Below are 20,604 nucleotides of genomic sequence, written 5' to 3' on the forward strand. Positions count from 1 at the left end.
GGCGAATCATCCTCTCTGCAGAGGCCAGGGGTGCTGATAAATGCTGTCCAGGGGCAATCGACGGCCGGACAGGTAATCATCCAGGCATTTTTCCACCAGCGCACTGCGATGCTGGTGGCGGCGAGCGCGGAACTCAACCGGGGTCAGCCATTCGGCTTCCAGAATACCGGTATCGAGTTTCTGTTTCGGGTCGTGGCTGACCGGACGTGCCACGAAGCAGGTGCGGTAATACACGCCGGCTCCCTTGTGCGGCTGAAAGATATACCAGCCGAGCAGGGCGGTGATTTCTACCTGCCACGCGCTTTCTTCCAGCGTTTCACGGTATGCGGCTTGCATCAGGTTCTCACCGAATTCCACATGACCGGCGGGCTGGTTCAGTACTTCCTCGCCCTTGCTCATTTCACGGACAAACAGGAAGCGGCCATCTTGTTCGACTACGCAGGCCACAGTAATGTGCGGCTCAAAGCTGTTCATAGCGTATCCTACCGGGGAAGCGCCGACGGCCCAGGCGGGCTGATGACGGTACTTCATTCAATTCTGGAAAGGCGAGAATGGTAGCGCAGCAGCGCCACAGACAACAGGGCGGAGACACCTCTGAGCATGACTGAACAACGATTTACCCACCTGGACGACAGTGGTCGGGCCCAGATGGTCGATGTGACCGATAAGGATATCACCCAGCGTGCGGCCACCGCGCAAGCGCGGGTGCGGATGCAGCCGACCACTCTGCAAATGATCTTGGCTGGCGAGCACCCCAAGGGTGATGTGCTTGCTACCGCACGGATTGCGGGCATTCAGGCAGCCAAAAAAACCTGGGACTTGATTCCACTGTGCCACCCGCTGTTGCTGACCGGGATCACGGTCACCATTGAGCCAGAGGCCGACGATGCGCTGTGTGTACAGGCGACCTGTAAGCTTAAAGGTACTACCGGCGTGGAAATGGAGGCGCTAACGGCTGCGTCCGTTGCTTGCCTCACGTTGTATGACATGTGTAAGGCGGTGGATCGCTGCATGGTGATTGAATCTGTGCGCCTGCTGGAAAAATCCGGTGGCCGTAGCGGGACGTTCCGGAGGGAAGGATAAAATGATTGAGATTCGTTTCTTTGCCGCTCTGCGTGAGCGGGTCGGCAGTGACAGCCTGACAGTCACTGCGCCGCAAGGCACCGATACGGTGACGGCGCTGGTGGCGTGGCTGGAAGAAGACAATGCGGCGGTAGCCCGGGCGCTGGAGGCTACACCCCACTACATGGTGGCGGTGAATGAGGTGCTGAGCCAGGAACAGACAGCCATCCGTGATGGCGATGTGGTGGCCCTGTTTCCTCCGGTGACCGGAGGGTGAAGGTTTGGGTGGCAGTAACCGGCGCGGCACTTGAGCCGGCGGCACCGACAGACTGGTTGCGCGATCAAGGCCTTAGTGGCGCCGTGGTGCAATTCAACGGACAGGTGCGCGATGAGCAGGGCAGAGTGGAAGCGCTTCACTTGGAGCATTATCCAGGCATGACAGAAACGGTGTTGCGCACCATTGTTGAGTGGGCGGCAGACAAATGGCAACTCAATGGTGTTTGGGTGGTGCACAGAATTGGCACCATGGCGGTGGCTGAAGACATTGTGCAGGTAGCGGTCAGCGCCTCCCATCGCCAGGATGCGTTTGCGGCCTGCGCCTTTATCATGGACCTGCTGAAAACCCGGGCGCCATTCTGGAAGAAGGAACTTATTGACGGCGATTGGGTTTGGGTCCAGGCCCGCCAGAGCGATGCCGAGGTCGCCGCTGCCTGGCTGCAGCGGGCTTTGGGGCGTGAACCATCATAGAGCGGGACTCCCCTGGCGCCAGATCCGCAAGAGACCAATCACCGATTTCCCAGCGAATCAAGCGAAGGGTGGGGTGGCCGATGGCTGCGGTCATTCGCCGCACCTGACGATTACGACCTTCGTCTATAGTGAGACTGAGCCAGCTATCCGGTACTGTTTTACGCGACCGGACAGGAGGCGTGCGCGGCCACAAGCAGGGATCATCGATTAAGCTAACTTTGGCCGGCCGGGTAGGCCCATCCTTGAGATGAATGCCTTGGCGTAGTTTTTGCAGTTCCTGTGGGCCGGGGCGGCCCTCCACCTGAACCAAATAGGTTTTGGGAAGCTTGAACCGTGGATCACTGATGCGTGCCTGAAGCGCACCGTCATCGGTCAGCAACAACAGGCCTTCAGAATCCCAGTCCAGCCGGCCGGCCGGATACACTCCCGGTACGCAGACAAACTCGCGCAAAGTTCGGCGGCCTTGATCGTCACTGAACTGTGAAAGGACCCGGAAGGGTTTGTTAAGTAATATCAATTGTGCCATAGGCTGTGAGCGTCAATGACCTAAACGGAAGTTGTTACAGGCATAGTTACTGCCGCTTGTCCTAACAAGGCTAAACGGTCAGTGTTATACTCGCCAGCCTATGCAGAATACAGTTTTATTCGGAGGGAGCACTGTTGTTTCCTGCCCGCTGATCTGACGGTCAAAAGCCGACTGAAATCAGGCGGAAAGCTCTACCAATACAATTGGGACCTTGTAAATCTATGACCACGCCTAAAATTATTTATACCATGACCGATGAGGCGCCAGCGCTGGCGACCTATTCCTTTTTGCCCATTATCGAGAAATTCACTTCTATCGCTGGTATTGAAGTAGAAAGCAGTGATATCTCCCTCGCGACACGCATTCTAGCCAGTTTCCCTGAATATCTCTCAGAACAGCAGAAGGTAAAGGATACACTATCCGAACTGAGTGACCTGACTCAGGATCCTGAGGCCAATATCATCAAGCTGCCAAATATCAGCGCCTCCATTCCACAGCTTAGAGAAGCTATCGCTGAGTTGAACGAGCATGGCTATGAGGTGCCGGAATACCCTGATGAGCCTCAGAACGAAAAAGAGAAAGATATTCAGGCCAGGTACACTAAAATTCTGGGTTCCGCAGTCAACCCGGTACTTCGTGAAGGCAATTCTGATCGGCGCGCGCCGATCGCGGTAAAAAATTACGCCCGCAAGAATCCGCATAGCATGGGGTATTGGAGTCCAGCTTCGCGCACTCACGTTGCACACATGCGCGGGGGCGATTTCTTTTCCCATGAGACCTCGTCCACCATCGACAAGGCCTGCAAGGTACGCATCGATTTCGAGGACTCAAACGGTAACATCACCGTGAAGAAGCCGGATCTACCGCTCCTCGATGGCGAAGTCATTGATGCCATGTATATGAGCAAAAAAGCACTCTGCGCTTTTTTTGACGAGCAAATCGAAGACGCCAAGAACACGGGGATGCTGTTCTCACTGCACGTGAAAGCCACCATGATGAAGGTGTCACACCCTATCGTGTTTGGTCATGCTGTGCGATGTTTCTACCGAGAGCTGTTCGAGAAACACGGTGACGTTCTCGAGAAAATTGGCGCCAACCCTAATAATGGTCTGAGCAATATCTATCAGAAAATTGAAGAGTTGCCGATTTCCCAGCGTTTGGAAATCGAATCCACGATCCGGGCCTGCTATTTGCACCGTCCAGAGTTGGCCATGGTTGATTCAGACCGCGGTATTTCTAATCTTCACGTCCCTTCAGACGTTATTGTGGATGCCTCTATGCCGGCGATGATTCGCCAGGGGGGCAAAATGTACGGTGCTGATGGCAAGCTGAAAGATACCAAAGCGGTGATCCCTGAAAGTACCTACGCCACCATTTATCAAGAAGTGATTAACTTCTGCAAAACCCACGGAGCCTTTGATCCGGTTACCTGTGGCTCCGTGCCTAATGTTGGGTTGATGGCGCAGAAAGCAGAAGAGTACGGCTCTCACGACAAGACGTTCGAAGCCGCCGCGAACGGCACCATGCGTATCGTTCGAGAGGACGGTGAGGTGTTGCTAACCCATGAAGTGGAACAGGGTGATATTTGGCGTATGTGCCAAGCAAAAGACCTGCCCATTCGAGACTGGGTCAAGCTAGCGGTGGTACGTGCACGGCAAAGCAATACTCCGGCCATTTTCTGGTTGGATAAAGAGCGGGCTCATGATGCACAGCTGATCCTGAAGGTTAAGGAATATCTGAAAGACAATGATACCGAAGGCCTGGATATCCGAATCATGTCTCCGGTACAGGCCATCCGCTATACCATGGAACGAATGATCCGTGGCAAAGATACCATCTCGGTAACGGGTAACGTGCTTCGCGACTATTTGACGGACCTGTTCCCCATTCTGGAGCTGGGGACCAGTGCCAAGATGCTGTCGATTGTGCCGTTAATGGCGGGGGGCGGCCTTTATGAAACTGGAGCTGGCGGCTCCGCTCCCAAGCATGTCCAGCAATTCTTGGAAGAAAATCACCTGCGTTGGGATTCTCTGGGCGAATTTCTGGCCCTGTCGGTATCTATCCAAGAGCTCGGCGAAAAATACGGTAACAAAAAAGCCAAGGTGATCGCTGCGGCTCTGGACAAGGCTAATGAGCAGTATCTTGAGCAGAACAAGTCACCCTCACGTAAAGTTGGCCAGCCGGATAACCGGGTAAGCCATTTTTATGTGGCGATGTATTGGGCCCAGGCCTTGGCGGCCCAGGACGATGAGGCTGAGCTGAAAGAAAAGTTCACCGACATTGCCACTGCTCTTAGCCAGAACGAAGAGAAAATCGTTAAAGAAATGGTAGCGGTACAAGGCTCTCCTGTTGATATCGGTGGGTACTACAACCCTGACTTCAATAAAGCCTCGGCAGCCATGCGTCCCAGCGCCACCTTTAACGACATTCTCGACAAGCTGTAAGGATAAGGCGGACAGGTCGGCCTGGATCAAACAGGTCGGCTTGTAATGGCCTTGTGCTAATGCAGAGTAAGTTGCTAGCCTGGATTGATTGATCTGGCGCTACGGCTCAATTGCTGTGATTACGGTGCCAGAGGCGCTATTAATAGGTGTCTTGCTGCCTGCTTCTTTTTTTCATCCTATCGATTTCTCTTTAACGTCTCTTGCATACTCTTTGTCCCATGGTCGGCAATACTGGCCAGGATATGGCGCGGCTGTAGCTGTGAGTCGGCGAGCCATGTTGACGAGGGCCATGGGTTGGGTCGCAGCGCGGTTGAGTCTATTCGGGCCTGCCCTCATCGTTTGGGGCAATGATATACTCGAAGGAAACGCCATATTTCGTTTTATCCAGAGGGAGAGTGTAGATGGGATACCAAAAGATTACGGTTCCGGCAGACGGTGACAAAATCACGGTTAATGCGGACCTGTCCCTGAATGTTCCCAATCATCCGATCATTCCTTATATCGAAGGTGATGGCATTGGTGTCGATATTTCACCCGTAATGATCAAGGTGGTTAACGCCGCAATTGAAAAAGCTTATGGGACAAAGCGTGGCATTACTTGGATGGAAATTTACGCCGGGGAAAAAGCCACGGTGGTATACGGGCCAGATGTTTGGCTACCCGAAGAAACGCTGGAAGCCCTTCGAGAGTTCACCGTGGGAATCAAGGGGCCATTGACCACCCCGGTGGGCGGCGGCATCCGCTCTCTCAATGTATCCCTGCGTCAGGAGTTGGATCTTTACACCTGTATGCGCCCGGTACGCTATTTTGAAGGCGTGCCCAGCCCGGTGGTCCACCCCGAGCTCACTGACATGATTATCTTCCGTGAGAACTCTGAAGATATCTACGCAGGGATTGAATGGGCAGCGGACAGCCCCGAAGCGACCAAGCTGATCCGTTTTTTACGCGAGGAGATGGGCGTTACCCAGATCCGTTTTCCGGAAGGTTGCGGTATTGGTATCAAGCCAGTATCGCGCGAAGGGACCCAACGTTTGGTGCGCAAGGCGATTCAGTACGCTATCGATAATGACAAGGATTCCGTCACTTTAGTGCATAAAGGTAACATCATGAAGTATACGGAGGGGGCCTTTAAGGATTGGGGTTACCAGCTTGCCGGTGAACGGTTTGGAGCGGAATTGCTTGATGGTGGCCCCTGGATGACCATGAAAAACCCGCGCACTGGCAATGAAATCATCATCAAGGATGTCATTGCAGATGCTTTTCTGCAGCAGATATTGATGCGCCCGGCGGATTACAGTGTAATCGCAACATTGAATCTGAACGGCGATTACATTTCTGATGCCCTGGCGGCGGAAGTGGGTGGAATCGGTATTGCGCCGGGTGCCAACATCGGTGGCTCCGTGTCCCTGTTCGAGGCCACTCATGGCACCGCGCCCAAGTACGCGGGCCAGGATAAGGTTAACCCGGGCTCGCTCATTCTGTCTGCGGAAATGATGTTGCGTCACATGGGCTGGAGCGATGCGGCCGACCTGATCATTAATGGTGTAGAAGGGGCGATTGCCGCGAAGACAGTGACTTATGACTTTGAGCGTCTGATGCCGGATGCAACTTTGTTGCGGTGTTCGGAGTTCGGCGATGCAGTGATTGAGCATATGGGCGTCTGAATCATTGACCTGAGCTGAGTAACCATGAATCCGCTCAGGCAGGGCGGGGCGTCAGGAGGTCGTCGTCTGGTCTTCAGCGGCGCCTTCAGGGTTATGGGCTTCTTCATTGGCGCGCAGGTTGATGGCGTGGAAGCCCTTGTTGGCCGGTTGTACCTCGTACTCCACAGGTTGTCCGGCTTTCAGGCTTTTGTAGCCGTCCATCTGAATGTAGGAATAGTGGACGAACAGGTCTTCGCCCCCTTCGTCTGGGCGTACAAAGCCGTAGCCCTTGGCGTTGTTAAACCACTTTACTCGTCCCGTTGCCATGGTCCTTCCCTCTGCCTATCCAATGGCGAATATGTTTATTTTTATCCTCAGGCGGTTTGCTGCGGTAAACTCTACCTAAGTGTGTTGTGCAACTTTTAAACATGCACAGCAGGGTGTCAACCCCGTGAAATGATCCCGGTAAATTGATTTGCCTCCGGGGATTGAAAAAACACCGACCACCCATCATTTCTTCATTGCCTGCTGACGCCAGCAGGGTTACAACGGTTTTGAGGCTTTATGAATTGGCACTCGGTAATGATTGACGAAACAGGCTCGCTGCGTGGCGGGCCGGCAGCTTCCTCCTCAGACCCGGATCGGCACGGTGACCTAGCCGTGGAGGAGGCTAAGCCGAAGCTAAAGCCACCGTCCATGTACAAGGTGTTGATGCTTAATGATGACTACACGCCAATGGATTTTGTGGTAGAGATACTAGAAGACTTCTTCAATTTGGGCCGTGAGCAGGCCACCCGCGTCATGCTCACCGTTCACACTGAAGGAAAAGCGGTGTGCGGGCTTTACCCGCAAGACATCGCCGAAACAAAAGCCACGCAAGTGGTGGAATACGCCCGGGAGAATCAGCATCCGTTGATGTGTCAGGTGGAACAGGCCTGATACTCCTTGCGGGCCCCTGCAGTGAGGTAGCCTTATGCTCAGCAAAGAACTGGAAATGACGCTTAACGAGGCGTTTCGTCACGCACGTGGCCACCGTCATGAGTTTATGACGGTGGAGCATTTGCTGCTGGCGCTGCTGGATAACGAGGCGGCCGTCGAGGTCTTGCGCGCTTGCGCCGCAGACCTGGATGAATTGCGTGATGCGTTATCCCAATTTATCGAAGACTCCACACCACTATTGCCGGATACCGACTCCGAGCGCGACACCCAGCCTACGCTTGGTTTTCAGCGAGTGCTGCAGCGCGCGGTATTCAGTGTGCAGTCGTCAGGCAAGAAAGAAGTGACTGGCGCCAACGTGTTGGTGGCAATCTTCAATGAACAGGAAAGCCAAGCCGTCTATTTCCTCAACTGCCAAGATATTCACCGCTTGGATATCGTCAATTTTATTGCCCATGGCATTTCCCAAATTGAAGATGCGGACCCCTCTATAGAAAGCGAACAGGAAATGGAGGCTGGCCAAGAAAGTGCGGCTTCGGCCAGCGCGCTGGATAACTACGCCACCAACCTGAACGAGCTGGCCCGAGAGGACCGCATTGACCCGCTGGTGGGCCGTGCGTTCGAGATTGAGCGGGCGGCGCAGATTCTTTGCCGTCGCCGCAAGAACAACCCCTTGCTGGTAGGCGAACCAGGGGTGGGGAAAACTGCTATTGCGGAAGGCTTGGCGCGGATGATCGTGGAAGAGCAGGTGCCTGAGCCGCTGCTGGATGCAGTCGTTTACTCGCTGGATCTGGGGGCTCTGCTGGCAGGCACCAAGTATCGAGGGGATTTCGAGAAACGCTTGAAAACCCTGTTGGCCGAGCTGAAGAAAGAGCCTAATTCAATCCTGTTTATCGATGAAATTCACACCATTATTGGTGCGGGTGCCGCCTCCGGCGGGGTCATGGATGCCTCCAACCTGCTGAAGCCGTTGTTGGCCTCCGGTGAACTGAAATGCATGGGCTCGACAACCTTCCAGGAATACCGCGGTGTATTCGAGAAGGATCGGGCGCTGTCTCGTCGTTTCCAGAAGATTGATGTGGTTGAACCGTCTGTTGAAGACACGGTTGGTATTCTAAAAGGGCTGAAGAGCCGTTTTGAAGCCCACCATGATGTCAGCTACACGGATGCGGCCCTGAAAGCGGCAGCGGAGCTGAGTGCTCGTTATATCAATGACCGCTATTTGCCGGATAAGGCCATCGACGTGATCGATGAGGTGGGCGCTTGGCAGAGGCTGCGTCCACAGGACGTGCGCAAACACACAATCGAAGAAACCGATGTGGAAGATATGGTGGCTAAAATTGCCCGTATTCCTCCCAAGCAAGTGTCGTCTTCAGACAAGGAGTTGCTGCGTAATCTGGAGCGTGACCTGAAGATGACCGTCTTTGGTCAGGATGAGGCCATCGATACCATTTCGGCAGCCATCAAACTGTCCCGTGCCGGCTTGAAGGGTGAACACAAACCCATCGGCAGCTTCATGTTTGCCGGGCCCACAGGGGTGGGTAAAACGGAAGTAAGCCGGCAACTGGCCCGTGCCTTGGGCGTGGAGCTGGTGCGCTTTGATATGTCCGAATATATGGAACGCCATACGGTTAGTCGCTTGATTGGCGCGCCTCCTGGCTACGTGGGCTTTGATCAGGGCGGTTTGCTCACCGAGGCGATCACCAAAACGCCACACTGTGTGTTGTTATTGGATGAAATCGAGAAAGCCCACCCGGAAGTGTTCAATATCCTGCTGCAGGTGATGGACAATGCCACGCTGACCGACAATAACGGCCGCAAGGCAGACTTCCGTAACGTGATCTTGATTATGACCACCAATGCGGGCGCGGAAGTGCTGAACAAGCGCTCTATCGGCTTTACAGAGCAGGACAACAGCACCGATGGCATGGAAATGCTCAAGAAGGTTTTCACGCCGGAGTTCCGCAATCGTCTTGATGGCACCATTCAGTTCTTGCCGTTGACCAGCACGGTTATCTTGGGTGTGGTCGATAAGTTCCTGGTGGAATTACAGGCCCAGCTGGATGAGCGCGCAGTGGTATTGAATGTGGATGATGCAGCCCGCACCTGGTTAGCTGAAAAGGGTTACGACAAAGATATGGGGGCACGCCCCATGGCACGGTTGTTACAGGAAAAAATCAAGAAACCGTTGGCAGAGAAACTGCTGTTCGGTGAGTTGGCCGGTGCCGGTGGGCAGGTCAATGTCACTGAGAAAGACGGGGACCTGGTGCTTTCTGTGGAAGCGACCACGGCCGAACCTGCTTAAACAGGAGGGAGCAGGGCGTTTTCTTTGTTAGAGTGCGCGCCCTGTTGCTCTTTATTCTCAAAAACCAACAAAAAAACCCGGCTATACCGGGTTTTTTTGTTGGTGTATCGGCCGAAGCCGTTCCAGACTATTTCATCCGGAAAGTGATGCGTCCCTTGGTGAGGTCATAGGGAGACATTTCCACTTTTACACGATCCCCTGTGAGGATGCGGATATAAAACTTACGCATCTTCCCGGAGATATGGGCCGTAATTACATGACCGTTGTCCAGCTTCACACGAAACATCGTGTTAGGCAGAGTATCAACGATGACACCTTCAAGTTCGATTTGCTCTTCTTTCGCCATCCAACAATTACCTTGGGTTACCGGCTATTAGCGACGCGCAATTGTGCCGTAAAAGGGCGCTGGCTGCAAAAGAAGTTGGGAAATGGGTGCAATAATAGGATTAACCCCCGGAATCATTGGGCTCCGACTGCTCTTTCCAGCTGCCGCTGGCGAGAATTTCCAAGGGTTGGTACTGGTTTTTGTAGCTCATCTTCTGGCATTGGCGAATCCAGTAGCCCAAATACAGGTAAGGAAGCCGCAGTCGCTGACACTGTTCGATCTGCCACAACAAGGCCATGACACCCAGGCTACGTTCTGCCAGGGTTGGGTCGAAAAATGTGTACACGGCGGACAGACCATCATTAAGTTGGTCGGTAACGGCCACGGCCAATAGTTTTCCCTTCTCGCGAAATCCGTAGAAATGCGTGTCGGCCCATTCGCAGGTAAGAAAATTGGTGAACTGTTCCTCCGAAGGCGGGTACATGTCGCCGTCACCGTGGCGATCGTTGATATAGGCCGCATAAAGGGTGTACAGCTCACGACTGAAGCGAGCAGGCTCGCGGTGCACGGTCAGATCCGCATTGTGTTTGAGGATACGACGGTGACGGCGGCGGGGGAGGAAGTCATCCACCCGCACTCGGGCTGGAATACAGGCATTACAACTGTCGCAATGGGGGCGGTACAGGTAGTCACCGCTGCGACGAAATCCCAGCAGGCTCAGTTCGCTATAAAGCTCCGGTGATAGCGCCGCCTGGGGGTCCACAAACAGAGTAGACGCCTGGCGGTCTTCTAGGTAACTGCAGCCATGGGCCGGGGTGCGAAAAAAGCGCAGTGTGGATAAGTCAGTCATGGTGCTAAGTGTAGCTTAGCTGCGGGGCGCTAAAAAGCCTGATGCGCAGCCTGTAGGTCTGGCCAGTTAAAGCGGTCGCCGGGCCAGTGGCTAGGTGCCGGCTGGCTGGGAATCCAGCGTTGAAGATGGGCTTCGAAGGCGCTTCTTGGCATCATCTCGGCACCCATGGACATGAGATGTGGATTCTCGATTTGCGCATCAAGCAGCTGGATATCCAGTTTCCGGGCGAAATTGCGTAACGCCACCAGCGCAACCTTGGAGCCGTTGCGCTGCGGTGATGCCATGGATTCACCAAAAAACATCTGCCCCAACTGGATGCCATAGAGACACCCGGCCAGCGCACCGTTCTGCCAGATTTCCACACTATGGGCATAGCCGAGCTCATGTAATCGGCAGTAGGCTGCTAGCATGTCTTCGCTTATCCAGGTGCCGGCTTCGTCTTGCCGTGGGGCGGCACAGGTGCGCATCACTGTTTCAAAGGCACGATCGAAGGTCACGGTGAAATCAGCACGGCGCAGATGGCGTGCCAAGCTGCGACTGACATGCAGTTGTTCCAGTTGGATTACGCAGCGCGGGGCGGGGCTCCACCAAAGTATCGGCTGAGATTCAGCGTCATACCAAGGGAAGATGCCGGTCGAGTAAGCCCTTAGAAGAGTATCAGGGCTAAGGTCCGACCCAGCAGCCAGTAGGCCGTCTGGGTCGGTGAGGGCGAGCCGGGTATCAGGGAAGGGTTCTCCAGGTTCCAGCCATGGCACCATAATCGCGGCCCTCGTTTGCGGGACTAGTTTTTCAGGTGGTCCAGGAAGCGTTCAGCATCCAGGGCGGCCATACAGCCTGCCCCCGCGGAGGTGACTGCTTGGCGGTAGATATGGTCAGCCACGTCTCCAGCAGCAAACACCCCTTCTACACTAGTGGCGGTGGCATTGCCTTCGGTGCCGCTAGCGATCTTGATGTAACCGTCTTTCATTTCCAGCTGGCCGGTAAAGATATCCGTGTTGGGTTTGTGCCCGATGGCAATAAAGACCCCTTGCAGATCCAGATCTTTGCTGCCTTCGCCTTTCGTGGATCTGATGCGCATGCCGGTGACGCCGCTGTCATCACCCAGTACTTCTTCCAGAGTGTGGTCCCATTCAACCGAGATATTATCCTTGGCGAGCAACTTGTCCTGGAGGATTTTTTCGGCACGTAGGCTGTCGCGGCGATGCACAAGCGTTACATGCTCAGCAATGTGAGAAAGGTACAGCGCTTCTTCAACGGCAGTGTTGCCGCCGCCGACCACAGCCACTTTTTGGCCCTTGTAGAAGAAACCGTCACAGGTGGCACAGGCGGAAACCCCTTTACCCATGAATGCTGCCTCTGATTCCAAGCCCAGGTACATGGCTGTAGCACCGGTGGCGATGATCAGGGCGTCACAGGTGTAAGTGCCGTTGTCGCCTTTAAGAACGACAGGGCGCTGTTTGAGGTCCACTTCATTGATGTGGTCGTATACCATTTGCGTATCAAAGCGCTCGGCGTGTTGCTGCATGCGCACCATCAGGTCTGGCCCCTGCAGTCCTTCCACATCACCGGGCCAGTTATCCACTTCAGTCGTCGTGGTGAGCTGGCCACCGGGCTGGATCCCAGTGATCACTACCGGCTTGAGGTTGGCTCGGGCAGCGTAGACAGCCGCAGTGTAACCCGCCGGTCCTGAGCCCAGAATAATCAGCCGATGGTGCTGCGCGTCGCTCATGTGTTACTCCAGTAGATACGTAGATGGTTGCAGGAAGTCGGTCATGCCATGGAAGGCTGACTTAGCTATGCCAACAGTGGGGGCAAACCCTGCACGTTCAAGGCAGAGAAAAGTACCGGAAAACGCCGGTCCCGTGAAGCCTGATCATGGGCTATCAGTGCAATAGGGAGAATGACGGCCAGGGGCGCGCCGCCGCAGAGCATATGGAATGTGTGCAATAATGCGGTGCGCTTGGGCGCACAGGGAGGGTCAAAGCTGGCTGCTCCCATCGCGATTGACTACAATCGCAATAATTTCAATTCGTTATCAGCTATTCTTTATCTCATAGTTTGACTTTATCGAGGGGCAAGGCGTGAGCAAAACGGTTTCCGGGCAAGGACAGTCCGGGTTTTCCCGCCATCTTAAGCGCGGTTTGGTGGAAGGTATGGTGATCGCATTGATCGCCTTTTCCCTTTACCTGCTGTTGGCGTTGATCAGTTTCGATAGCCGTGATCCCGGTTGGACTTTTGTGGGCAATGTGGATGCCGTGCGCAACGCCGCAGGCCGTGCAGGGGCGTTCAGTGCTGATCTGTTGCTGGGATTGTTCGGCTACATGGCATACCTCTTCCCCGTCTTGGTGGGCTTCTGGGCCGGTAAGGTATTGCGTGAACGCCATGCGGGTCTACCAGGCAGTTGGCCATTGTTCAGTTTGCGGCTGGTTGGATTCATTCTCACTATGCTCGCTGGAACAGCCTTGTCCTACATGCATTTCACGGTGGGAGAGAGTTTGCCTGAAGGGGCGGGGGGCATTCTTGGCCATCAAGTCGGGGCTGCGTCTTTGGCAGGGTTTAACCCGCTGGGCGGCACCCTGATTATGGTGGCGTTGTTTCTGATCGGGGTAACGATATTTACCGACTTGTCCTGGATTGCACTGGCCGAAGGGCTCGGTGCTTTAGTGTTAGGGGCTATTGAGAAAGTGCCTGCTTGGTGGCTGGCCCGCAAACGGCAGCGCGAAGAGCAACGACAGAAAAAAGATGCTCACGAAAAGCGGGCCAAGGTGATCAGCGAAGCGAAAAAGAAAGCGGAAAGTCGCACCCCGCCAAAAATAGCCAAGCCGGCCAAGCCGGTGGAAAAGAGTGCGCGAGTACAGCAAGAGAAGCAGCAGAAGCTGTTCACCACGGAAGTCACCGGTGAGCTGCCGCCTATTGCTTTGCTGGATCCGGTAGAAGAGAGCAAGGGCGGTTATTCCGACGATGCTCTGGAAGGCATGTCACGTCTGCTGGAAATCAAGCTCAAGGATTTCAATATCGATGCGGAAGTGGCGGCGGTCCAGCCTGGCCCGGTAATTACCCGTTTCGAAATTCAGCCTGCGCCGGGGATCAAGGTCTCCAAAATCACTAATTTGGCCAAGGATCTGGCCCGCTCGCTGGCAGTCATCAGTGTGCGAGTGGTGGAAGTGATCCCCGGTAAAACCACAGTGGGAATCGAGATTCCCAACGAGCAGCGGGAAATGATTCGCTTTACCGAAGTGGTCGGCACACAGATGTTTGACCAAGCCCCGTCCCCTTTGACCATGGCCTTGGGCAAGGACATTTCCGGTGGCCCGGTAATGGCTGATCTGGCAAAAATGCCCCACTTGCTGGTAGCAGGCACCACTGGGTCCGGTAAATCCGTGGGCGTGAACGCCATGTTGCTGTCCATGCTGTTCAAATCCAGCCCGGACGATGTTCGGCTGATTCTGATTGATCCGAAGATGCTGGAACTAGCGGTTTATGACGGTATTCCTCACTTGCTGACGCCGGTGGTGACTGACATGAAAGAGGCGGCCGGTGCGCTGCGCTGGGGGGTGGGTGAAATGGAGCGCCGTTACCGGCTGATGGCGTCCATGGGCGTGCGTAACATTTCCGGTTATAACCGCAAGGTCGAAGAGGCCAAGAAGAAGGGCGAGCCGCTGAAGGACCCGCTGTGGAAGCCTGACGACCCAATGAACCTGGACGAAGAAGCACCGTTAGCGGAGCATCTGCCCTATATCGTCATCGTGATTGACGAATTCGCTGACATGATGATGATTGTCGGCAAGAAAGTGGAGGAGCTGATCGCCCGGATCGCGCAGAAAGCCCGTGCCGCTGGCATCCACCTGATTCTCGCTACTCAGCGCCCATCCGTGGATGTGATCACCGGCCTCATCAAGGCTAACGTGCCCTCCCGGATTGGTTTCCAGGTGTCATCCAAGATCGATTCGCGCACGGTGCTAGACCAAGGTGGTGCAGAGCAGCTGCTTGGCCATGGTGACATGCTTTATTTGCCCGGCGGCACCAGTGTTCCGGAACGTGTTCACGGCGCCTTTGTCTCAGATGAAGAAGTGCACCGGGTTTGTGACGACTGGCGTAAACGCGGTGAGCCTAACTATCTGGAAGAAATCCTGGAAGGTGGCAGTGACCTTAACGCGCCGATGCCCGGCATGGAGAGCGCCGGTGAAGGTAGCGATGACGAAAATGATCCGCTGTATGATGATGCCGTGGCTATTGTCACCGAATCCCGGCGAGCGTCCATTTCATCGGTGCAACGAAAACTAAAAATTGGCTACAACCGAGCGGCCCGTTTAGTGGAAGCCATGGAAATGGCTGGGGTAGTCACAGAAGCCGGTAACAATGGTCAGCGTGAAGTGATCGCGCCGCCGCCGGTCAAATAGGAGTGTGAATGAAAAAGTTGCTGTTAACCTTGGCCATGGTGCCCGCCGTGTTATTTTCGCCCACCGCATGGGGCGATGCCACGGACGATTTGCTAGGCCGCTTGCAAACGCTTGAATCCATGAAAGGCGAGTTTGAGCAGGTGGTGCTGGACCAGAGCGGCACGCACATGCAGGAAGCTTTGGGCCAGTTTCAAGTGGCACGTGGCAACCGCTTTTACTGGCTGACCGAAACCCCCTATGAGCAGATGGCGGCCTCGGACGGCACTACCGTCTGGGTGTACGACAAGGATCTAGAACAAGTGGTAGTGCGGCCGCTGAGTCAGGATCTGGGACAGACTCCAGCGCTACTGTTTGGCGGCAAACCTGCGGATGTGGCCAAGGCTTTTACCATCTCAGAGCGCGACAATCGGGGGGCTGAAGTGACCTACCGTTTGACTCCGAAAGGCCAGGACCCGCTATTTGATCAACTGGACGTCACCTTCACGGGTGGGCAGCCAGCGTCCATGCGCCTTCAGGATGCATTGGGCCAGCAGACGGTGATTGATTTTATCGGCTTAACCCTGAATGACGGTATTGATAGCAGCTTGTTCCACTTCGATCCGCCAGAAGGCACGGATGTCATTCAGCAACAACAGTAATGGCGGGTAACGGCCGGGGCACCCGGTCGTTGTCTAGTCACCAGTAGGCGTTTTTCCATGAGCGATCTTTTTGCCCTTGATGCTGCCCAACAGGCTCAGCCCCTGGCGGCTCGCCTGCGGCCGACTCGCTTGGACGACTATGTAGGCCAGCAGCACCTGGTGGGTAAGGGCAAGCCACTGCGCCAGGCGCTGGACCGGGGCCAGCTGCATTCGATGATTTTGTGGGGCCCGCCGGGGACAGGTAAAACCACCCTGGCATTGATCATGGCGCAAACCGTGGATGCAGCTTTCATCACCTTGTCTGCGGTGTTGTCCGGGGTGAAAGATATTCGTGCGGCGGTGCAGCAAGCTCAGATTCGCCTGGGTCAGGGGCGACGCACGGTCCTGTTTGTGGATGAGGTTCATCGTTTCAACAAGGCCCAGCAGGATGCGTTCTTGCCCCATGTGGAAGAGGGCACCATCACCTTCATCGGCGCCACTACCGAAAATCCCTCCTTCGAACTTAATAACGCATTGTTATCGCGGGCGCGGGTTTACCGGCTTCGCGCGCTGGCGCCGGAAGATCTGAGTGGGTTGCTTGTCCGTGCGCTGCATGATCCAGCCCTTAATGGCATGCAGCTAGATGCACAAGCGACCGAGCTGTTGCTCAACTATGCCGATGGCGATGCCCGGCGGTTGCTGAACATGCTTGAAGTGGCTGCAGATCTGGCTGATGTGGACGCGCCTAATATCGACGCGGACCTGATGCGTGAAGTGCTTCGTGATGCCGTTCGCCGGTTCGACAAAGGCGGCGACCTATTTTATGACCAAATCAGCGCCATGCATAAATCCGTCCGCGGTTCCGACCCGGATGCGGCCCTATACTGGTTCGCTCGTATGCTCGATGGCGGCTGCGACCCGCTCTACATTGCTCGCCGCGTGGTGCGTATGGCCAGTGAAGACATTGGCAATGCGGACCCGCGGGCGTTGACGCTGTGCCTGCATGCCTGGGATGTGCAGGAGCGGCTGGGCAGCCCGGAAGGGGAGTTGACCATCGCCCAGGCTATTGCCTATCTGGCTGTCGCCCCGAAAAGCAATGCGGTGTATAACGCCTATAATCAGGCCCGGGCGCTGGTCCGCCAGCAACCTACCGATGAGGTGCCTTTGCACCTGCGCAATGCACCCACTCAGCTTATGAAAGACGAAGGCTTTGGTGCCGAGTATCATTACGCCCATGATTTTCCGGACGCTTTTGTGCCTGGGGAAAATTACTTCCCGGCCAGCCTTCAAGACACGCGGCTGTATGAACCGGTGAACCGTGGGCTTGAGATCAAAGTGGCAGAAAAGCTGGCCCGCCTACGAGAATTAAACGCCAGCAGCGACTGGACCCGCTACGGGAAGCGCAAATAATGTCGTTATCAGCGATTACCGAAGGCGGCATGCTGCCGTGGATAGCGGTAGCCATCGGCGGCGCCGTTGGCGCCTGCCTGCGTTTCGCCACCAGCTTATGGCTTGGCGTTCCGTCTATGCCCTCGTGGCCTTGGGCCACTTTCGGAGTGAACTTGGCAGGCAGTTTCCTGTTCGGCCTGCTCGCCATCATGTTGGCGAGCCTGCCAGTGGGAGATGTGTGGCGGCTGGCATTGATGACCGGCATGATCGGCGCACTGACCACGTTTTCCACCTTCTCGTTCGAACTGGTGCGCATGGTGGAAGCCAAGGCCTTTGCGCTAGCGGCCGGTTACGCGATGACTTCGGTGACGGTCTGTTTGTTGCTGGGCATCGCGGGCCTGGCATTGGGTCGACTGGTTTTTGAATAACATGGGGAAGCTGAAAGTTTAAACTTTCAACTCAGCCTTTTCTGATTTTGGAGTAAGAAATACATGCTGGATATTCGTGCCTTGCGGCAGGACGGTGAAGCGATCAAGACCGCGTTGAGCAAACGCGGTTACACCCTGGACCTGGAGGCATTTGCCACCTTGGATGCCAAGCGCAAGCAAGCAGATATGCGCTCCCAGGAATTGCAGGCGGATCGCAAGAAAGCCTCCAAGCAGGTGGGCGAGTTGATTAAGTCCGGTATGGCGGTGGATGAGGCCAAGGCACAGGTGGCCGACACCCTGCAGACTATTGATACAGAACTGGATAAGGAAGTGGCCAGTGCCAAGGCGATTCAGGACGAAATTCGTGAATACCTGATGGGCATTCCCAACGTCCCGCAAGAAGCCGTACCTGCAGGCAATGATGAAGACGACAATGTGGAAGTGCGCCGCTGGGGCACACCGAAAACGCTGCCGTTTGAACCGAAGGACCATGTGGATATTGGTGAAGCGCTGGATGGCGGGCTCGATTTTGAACGCGCGGCCAAGCTTTCCGGTGCACGTTTTGCGGTGATGAGCGGCGGCCTGGCCCGCATGCACCGGGCGCTGATTGATTTTATGCTGGATATACACAACGACGAGCATGGCTATCAGGAAGTGTACGTGCCTTTCCTGGTGGGGCCGGAAGCACTACGAGGAACTGGCCAGCTACCCAAGTTCGCTGAAGACCTGTTTAAAATGGAAGGGGAGCGTGAACTCTATTTGATTCCCACCGCTGAAGTGCCGGTGACCAATCTGGCCGCGGATGAAATTCTCGAAGCGGACACCATGCCCCGTCGTTATACCTGCCATACACCGTGTTTTCGTTCTGAAGCGGGCAGCCACGGTAGAGATACCCGCGGCATGATTCGCCAGCATCAGTTCGAAAAAGTGGAGTTGGTGCAGATGGTTCGCCCTGAAGACTCCGATGCAGCGCTGGAGGCACTGACCGGCCATGCAGAAGCCATTTTGCAGAAACTGGATTTGCCCTACCGGGTGGTGATTCTTTGTGGCGGTGATTTGGGCTTTTCGTCTTCCAAAACCTATGACATCGAAGTCTGGCTCCCCAGCCAGCAGTGCTATCGGGAAATTTCTTCCTGTTCCAACTTCCGTGATTATCAATCGCGTCGCATGCAGGCGCGCTGGCGTAACCCGGAAACCGGTAAACCCGAATTGGTACATACCTTGAATGGGTCTGCTCTGGCAGTAGGGCGTACGTTGGTAGCGATACTGGAAAATTATCAGAACGATGATGGTTCAGTAACCGTTCCTGAGGCACTGCGTCCCTACATGAGAGGTCTGGAACGCCTAAAATAGTGTTGCCCAGGCACAAACGACGACCATTGCGTTCGTCGCATGGCATGCCTTTAACATAGGCTTGCCGCTGTTTGTGTCAGGCATCATTCACTCAGCGTCTGGCGTTTACTGGGAGCAAGCATGGAATTTCTACCGATCAGCTGGCGTTTACAAGGCAAGGTGGCTTTGTTGGCCGGCGGCGGCGAAGTGGCGTTGCGCAAGGGGCGCCTTCTGCACCGATCAGGTGCGGTTTTGACTGTAGTTGCCCCGCAAGTATGCGATGAGCTGCGCGATATTGTGGTGCGTAGCGGCGGTTCCTGCGTGGTGAGGGCGTTTGAAAGCGCAGATCTGGACGGGGTCGCTCTGGTTATTTGTGCCACCGATGATCGCAGTGCCAATGCTGAGATAGCAAAACAGGCCCAGCAACGGGGTTTGCCCGTGAATGTGGTCGACGATCCTTCGCTGGGTGATTTCATCTTTCCGGCCATTGTCGACCGTTCCCCGGTGTTAATCAGTATCAGCTCCTCCGGTGCTTCGCCAGTGCTGGCCAGGAAACTAAGAGCCCAGCTGGAATCCACTTTGCCGGCGCGCTGGGGAAGACTGGCTGACCTGATGGCGCGTTTCCGTCAGCCCTTGAAAGACAAACTCAGTAATATCGGTGCCCGGCGTTTATTCTGGGAGCAAACACTGGATAGCCCAGTCGTGGAAAAAGTGCTGGCCGGCAAGGACAGTGAGGCAGAAGCCATGCTCGCCGCTGCGATCGAATCTGCCGACGCAACAACCCTGAGCCGAGGCGAAGTGTATCTGGTGGGTGCTGGCCCTGGGGATCCGGACTTGCTCACGTTCCGAGCGCTGCGTTTGCTGCAAAAAGCCGATGTGGTGCTCTACGATCGCCTGGTCGGCAAGGGTATTGTAGATCTGGCCCGTCGCGATGCGGAGCTGGTGTATGTGGGTAAAGCCCGTGACAAGCACGCGCTGCCCCAGGACAACATCAACGAGTTGCTGGTTTATTACGCTAAACAAGGCAAGAAGGTTTGCCGGTTGAAAGGCGGGGATCCTTTTATCTTTGGCCGTGGCGGTGAAGAAATTGACCTGATTGTGGCGGAAGGTATCGATTTTCAGGTGGTGCCAGGCATTACTGCGGCCAGCGGCTGCGCTTCCTATGCGGGTATTCCACTAACCCATCGTGACCATGCTCAATCCGTGCGATTCGTCACCGGGCATCGTAAAGATGGCTCGGTGGATCTGGATTGGAAACATTTAGTCAGCGAAACCGAGACAGTGGTATTTTATATGGGGTTGGTGGGCTTGCGAGAAATCTGCAGCCAGCTGATCGCCCACGGCCGTGGGGGCGACACACCCATCGCGCTGGTGTCACGAGGCACGACTAACCTTCAGGAGGTGATTACCGGTAGGCTAGATCAGCTACCTGACGATATCGAAGGCCGTGAAATTCACGCCCCCACCCTGATAATTGTTGGCAGCGTGGTCAGCCTGCATCCTAAATTTGGTTGGTTCAAACCCTGATCGCTTCAATACCGCATTACGGCTACGTTTGACACGCCCTACAACGCACTGTTTGTAGGGCGAATACCTAAGA

General features: G+C 55.2%; 20 protein-coding genes. 13 read left to right on the forward strand and 7 right to left on the reverse strand.

Annotated elements, in window-relative coordinates:
- Nucleotides 1–6: 6 nt before the first annotated feature.
- A complete protein-coding gene (locus tag ABNH10_RS11770) occupies nt 7–474 on the reverse strand; it encodes an NUDIX hydrolase (RefSeq protein WP_349386116.1) in 468 nt (155 codons plus the stop codon).
- Nucleotides 475–600: 126 nt separating this feature from the next.
- Between ABNH10_RS11770 and moaC the strand changes: the two genes are divergently transcribed.
- Genes moaC through ABNH10_RS11785 form a run of 3 tightly spaced genes read left to right on the forward strand, consistent with a single transcriptional unit; the run spans nt 601 to nt 1,809 of the window.
- Complete coding sequence (gene moaC / locus ABNH10_RS11775) at nt 601–1,083, forward strand: cyclic pyranopterin monophosphate synthase MoaC (protein ID WP_349386117.1); 483 nt, start codon at nt 601–603, stop codon at nt 1,081–1,083.
- A 1-nt stretch (nt 1,084) separates the two neighbouring features.
- Nucleotides 1,085–1,339, forward strand: a complete 255-nt coding sequence (gene moaD / locus ABNH10_RS11780) for a molybdopterin converting factor subunit 1 (RefSeq protein ID WP_349386118.1) — start codon at nt 1,085–1,087, stop codon at nt 1,337–1,339.
- Nucleotides 1,340–1,347: 8 nt separating this feature from the next.
- The gene (locus ABNH10_RS11785) at nt 1,348–1,809 is read left to right on the forward strand and encodes a molybdenum cofactor biosynthesis protein MoaE (RefSeq protein WP_349386119.1); all 462 of its coding nucleotides are present in this window, start codon (nt 1,348–1,350) and stop codon (nt 1,807–1,809) included.
- Here the strand turns inward: ABNH10_RS11785 and ABNH10_RS11790 are convergent.
- Nucleotides 1,712–2,335 (reverse strand): pseudouridine synthase, encoded by a 624-nt coding sequence (locus ABNH10_RS11790; protein WP_349386120.1) that lies wholly within the window; start codon nt 2,333–2,335, stop codon nt 1,712–1,714. The two genes, ABNH10_RS11785 and ABNH10_RS11790, sit on opposite strands and share 98 nt — an antisense overlap.
- 221 nt (nt 2,336–2,556) lie before the next feature.
- Here ABNH10_RS11790 and ABNH10_RS11795 point away from each other — a divergent pair, with 221 nt between their 5' ends.
- Nucleotides 2,557–4,779, forward strand: a complete 2,223-nt coding sequence (locus ABNH10_RS11795; RefSeq protein ID WP_349386121.1) for an NADP-dependent isocitrate dehydrogenase — start codon at nt 2,557–2,559, stop codon at nt 4,777–4,779.
- 401 nt (nt 4,780–5,180) lie between these two features.
- Complete coding sequence (gene icd, locus ABNH10_RS11800; protein WP_349386122.1) at nt 5,181–6,443, forward strand: NADP-dependent isocitrate dehydrogenase; 1,263 nt, start codon at nt 5,181–5,183, stop codon at nt 6,441–6,443.
- 51 nt (nt 6,444–6,494) lie between these two features.
- Here icd and ABNH10_RS11805 read toward each other — a convergent pair whose 3' ends face one another.
- Nucleotides 6,495–6,749, reverse strand: a complete 255-nt coding sequence (locus tag ABNH10_RS11805) for a cold-shock protein (RefSeq protein ID WP_349386123.1) — start codon at nt 6,747–6,749, stop codon at nt 6,495–6,497.
- 255 nt (nt 6,750–7,004) lie between these two features.
- Here ABNH10_RS11805 and clpS point away from each other — a divergent pair, with 255 nt between their 5' ends.
- Both clpS and clpA read left to right on the forward strand, forming a co-directional pair.
- Nucleotides 7,005–7,361 (forward strand): ATP-dependent Clp protease adapter ClpS, encoded by a 357-nt coding sequence (clpS, locus tag ABNH10_RS11810; RefSeq protein WP_349386124.1) that lies wholly within the window; start codon nt 7,005–7,007, stop codon nt 7,359–7,361.
- A gap of 34 nt (nt 7,362–7,395) precedes the next feature.
- Complete coding sequence (clpA, locus tag ABNH10_RS11815; RefSeq protein ID WP_349386125.1) at nt 7,396–9,663, forward strand: ATP-dependent Clp protease ATP-binding subunit ClpA; 2,268 nt, start codon at nt 7,396–7,398, stop codon at nt 9,661–9,663.
- A 127-nt stretch (nt 9,664–9,790) separates the two neighbouring features.
- Here the strand turns inward: clpA and infA are convergent, their stop codons facing one another.
- The 4 genes from infA to trxB form a co-directional block, all read right to left on the reverse strand.
- Complete coding sequence (infA, locus tag ABNH10_RS11820; RefSeq protein ID WP_007149029.1) at nt 9,791–10,009, reverse strand: translation initiation factor IF-1; 219 nt, start codon at nt 10,007–10,009, stop codon at nt 9,791–9,793.
- 100 nt (nt 10,010–10,109) lie between these two features.
- The gene (locus ABNH10_RS11825; protein WP_349386126.1) at nt 10,110–10,838 is read right to left on the reverse strand and encodes an arginyltransferase; all 729 of its coding nucleotides are present in this window, start codon (nt 10,836–10,838) and stop codon (nt 10,110–10,112) included.
- 29 nt (nt 10,839–10,867) lie between these two features.
- Complete coding sequence (gene aat, locus ABNH10_RS11830) at nt 10,868–11,596, reverse strand: leucyl/phenylalanyl-tRNA--protein transferase (protein WP_349386127.1); 729 nt, start codon at nt 11,594–11,596, stop codon at nt 10,868–10,870.
- Between the two features lie 23 nt (nt 11,597–11,619).
- Nucleotides 11,620–12,567 carry a thioredoxin-disulfide reductase gene (gene trxB, locus ABNH10_RS11835; protein WP_349386128.1) on the reverse strand — a complete coding sequence of 316 codons (948 nt, stop codon included), beginning with the start codon at nt 12,565–12,567 and terminating at the stop codon, nt 11,620–11,622.
- A gap of 352 nt (nt 12,568–12,919) precedes the next feature.
- Between trxB and ABNH10_RS11840 the strand changes: the two genes are divergently transcribed.
- From ABNH10_RS11840 to cysG, 6 genes are all read left to right on the forward strand, one after another.
- Nucleotides 12,920–15,238 carry a DNA translocase FtsK gene (locus ABNH10_RS11840; protein WP_349386129.1) on the forward strand — a complete coding sequence of 773 codons (2,319 nt, stop codon included), beginning with the start codon at nt 12,920–12,922 and terminating at the stop codon, nt 15,236–15,238.
- Nucleotides 15,239–15,246: 8 nt separating this feature from the next.
- Nucleotides 15,247–15,876, forward strand: coding sequence for an outer membrane lipoprotein periplasmic chaperone LolA (lolA, locus tag ABNH10_RS11845; RefSeq protein WP_349386130.1), 630 nt, complete (start codon nt 15,247–15,249; stop codon nt 15,874–15,876).
- A 57-nt stretch (nt 15,877–15,933) separates the two neighbouring features.
- On the forward strand, nt 15,934–17,265 hold the full coding sequence (locus tag ABNH10_RS11850; protein ID WP_349386131.1) for a replication-associated recombination protein A: 1,332 nt from the start codon (nt 15,934–15,936) through the stop codon (nt 17,263–17,265).
- Nucleotides 17,265–17,672 (forward strand): fluoride efflux transporter FluC, encoded by a 408-nt coding sequence (locus tag ABNH10_RS11855; protein ID WP_349386132.1) that lies wholly within the window; start codon nt 17,265–17,267, stop codon nt 17,670–17,672. The genes ABNH10_RS11850 and ABNH10_RS11855 overlap by 1 nt, the downstream gene beginning before the upstream one ends.
- 63 nt (nt 17,673–17,735) lie before the next feature.
- Nucleotides 17,736–19,025: a serine--tRNA ligase gene (gene serS / locus ABNH10_RS11860; RefSeq protein WP_349386133.1), complete on the forward strand. Its 1,290-nt coding sequence runs from the start codon at nt 17,736–17,738 to the stop codon at nt 19,023–19,025.
- Between the two features lie 120 nt (nt 19,026–19,145).
- Nucleotides 19,146–20,531 carry a siroheme synthase CysG gene (gene cysG, locus ABNH10_RS11865; protein ID WP_349386134.1) on the forward strand — a complete coding sequence of 462 codons (1,386 nt, stop codon included), beginning with the start codon at nt 19,146–19,148 and terminating at the stop codon, nt 20,529–20,531.
- The last annotated feature ends 73 nt before the right edge of the window (nt 20,532–20,604 follow it).

Origin of the sequence: Alcanivorax sp. (assembly GCF_040119285.1) — a bacterium.
GTDB lineage: Bacteria > Pseudomonadota > Gammaproteobacteria > Pseudomonadales > Alcanivoracaceae > Alcanivorax.

Bases quoted from the DNA above. Each gene is read 5' to 3' on its own strand.
- ABNH10_RS11770 (WP_349386116.1), bottom strand. From the start codon at position 474: ATGAACAGCTTTGAGCCGCACATTACTGTGGCCTGCGTAGTCGAACAA.
- moaC (WP_349386117.1), top strand. From the start codon at position 601: ATGACTGAACAACGATTTACCCACCTGGACGACAGTGGTCGGGCCCAG.
- moaD (WP_349386118.1), top strand. From the start codon at position 1,085: ATGATTGAGATTCGTTTCTTTGCCGCTCTGCGTGAGCGGGTCGGCAGT.
- ABNH10_RS11790 (WP_349386120.1), bottom strand. From the start codon at position 2,335: ATGGCACAATTGATATTACTTAACAAACCCTTCCGGGTCCTTTCACAG.
- ABNH10_RS11795 (WP_349386121.1), top strand. From the start codon at position 2,557: ATGACCACGCCTAAAATTATTTATACCATGACCGATGAGGCGCCAGCG.
- icd (WP_349386122.1), top strand. From the start codon at position 5,181: ATGGGATACCAAAAGATTACGGTTCCGGCAGACGGTGACAAAATCACG.
- ABNH10_RS11805 (WP_349386123.1), bottom strand. From the start codon at position 6,749: ATGGCAACGGGACGAGTAAAGTGGTTTAACAACGCCAAGGGCTACGGC.
- clpS (WP_349386124.1), top strand. From the start codon at position 7,005: ATGATTGACGAAACAGGCTCGCTGCGTGGCGGGCCGGCAGCTTCCTCC.
- clpA (WP_349386125.1), top strand. From the start codon at position 7,396: ATGCTCAGCAAAGAACTGGAAATGACGCTTAACGAGGCGTTTCGTCAC.
- infA (WP_007149029.1), bottom strand. From the start codon at position 10,009: ATGGCGAAAGAAGAGCAAATCGAACTTGAAGGTGTCATCGTTGATACT.
- ABNH10_RS11825 (WP_349386126.1), bottom strand. From the start codon at position 10,838: ATGACTGACTTATCCACACTGCGCTTTTTTCGCACCCCGGCCCATGGC.
- aat (WP_349386127.1), bottom strand. From the start codon at position 11,596: ATGGTGCCATGGCTGGAACCTGGAGAACCCTTCCCTGATACCCGGCTC.
- trxB (WP_349386128.1), bottom strand. From the start codon at position 12,567: ATGAGCGACGCGCAGCACCATCGGCTGATTATTCTGGGCTCAGGACCG.
- lolA (WP_349386130.1), top strand. From the start codon at position 15,247: ATGAAAAAGTTGCTGTTAACCTTGGCCATGGTGCCCGCCGTGTTATTT.
- ABNH10_RS11850 (WP_349386131.1), top strand. From the start codon at position 15,934: ATGAGCGATCTTTTTGCCCTTGATGCTGCCCAACAGGCTCAGCCCCTG.
- ABNH10_RS11855 (WP_349386132.1), top strand. From the start codon at position 17,265: ATGTCGTTATCAGCGATTACCGAAGGCGGCATGCTGCCGTGGATAGCG.
- serS (WP_349386133.1), top strand. From the start codon at position 17,736: ATGCTGGATATTCGTGCCTTGCGGCAGGACGGTGAAGCGATCAAGACC.
- cysG (WP_349386134.1), top strand. From the start codon at position 19,146: ATGGAATTTCTACCGATCAGCTGGCGTTTACAAGGCAAGGTGGCTTTG.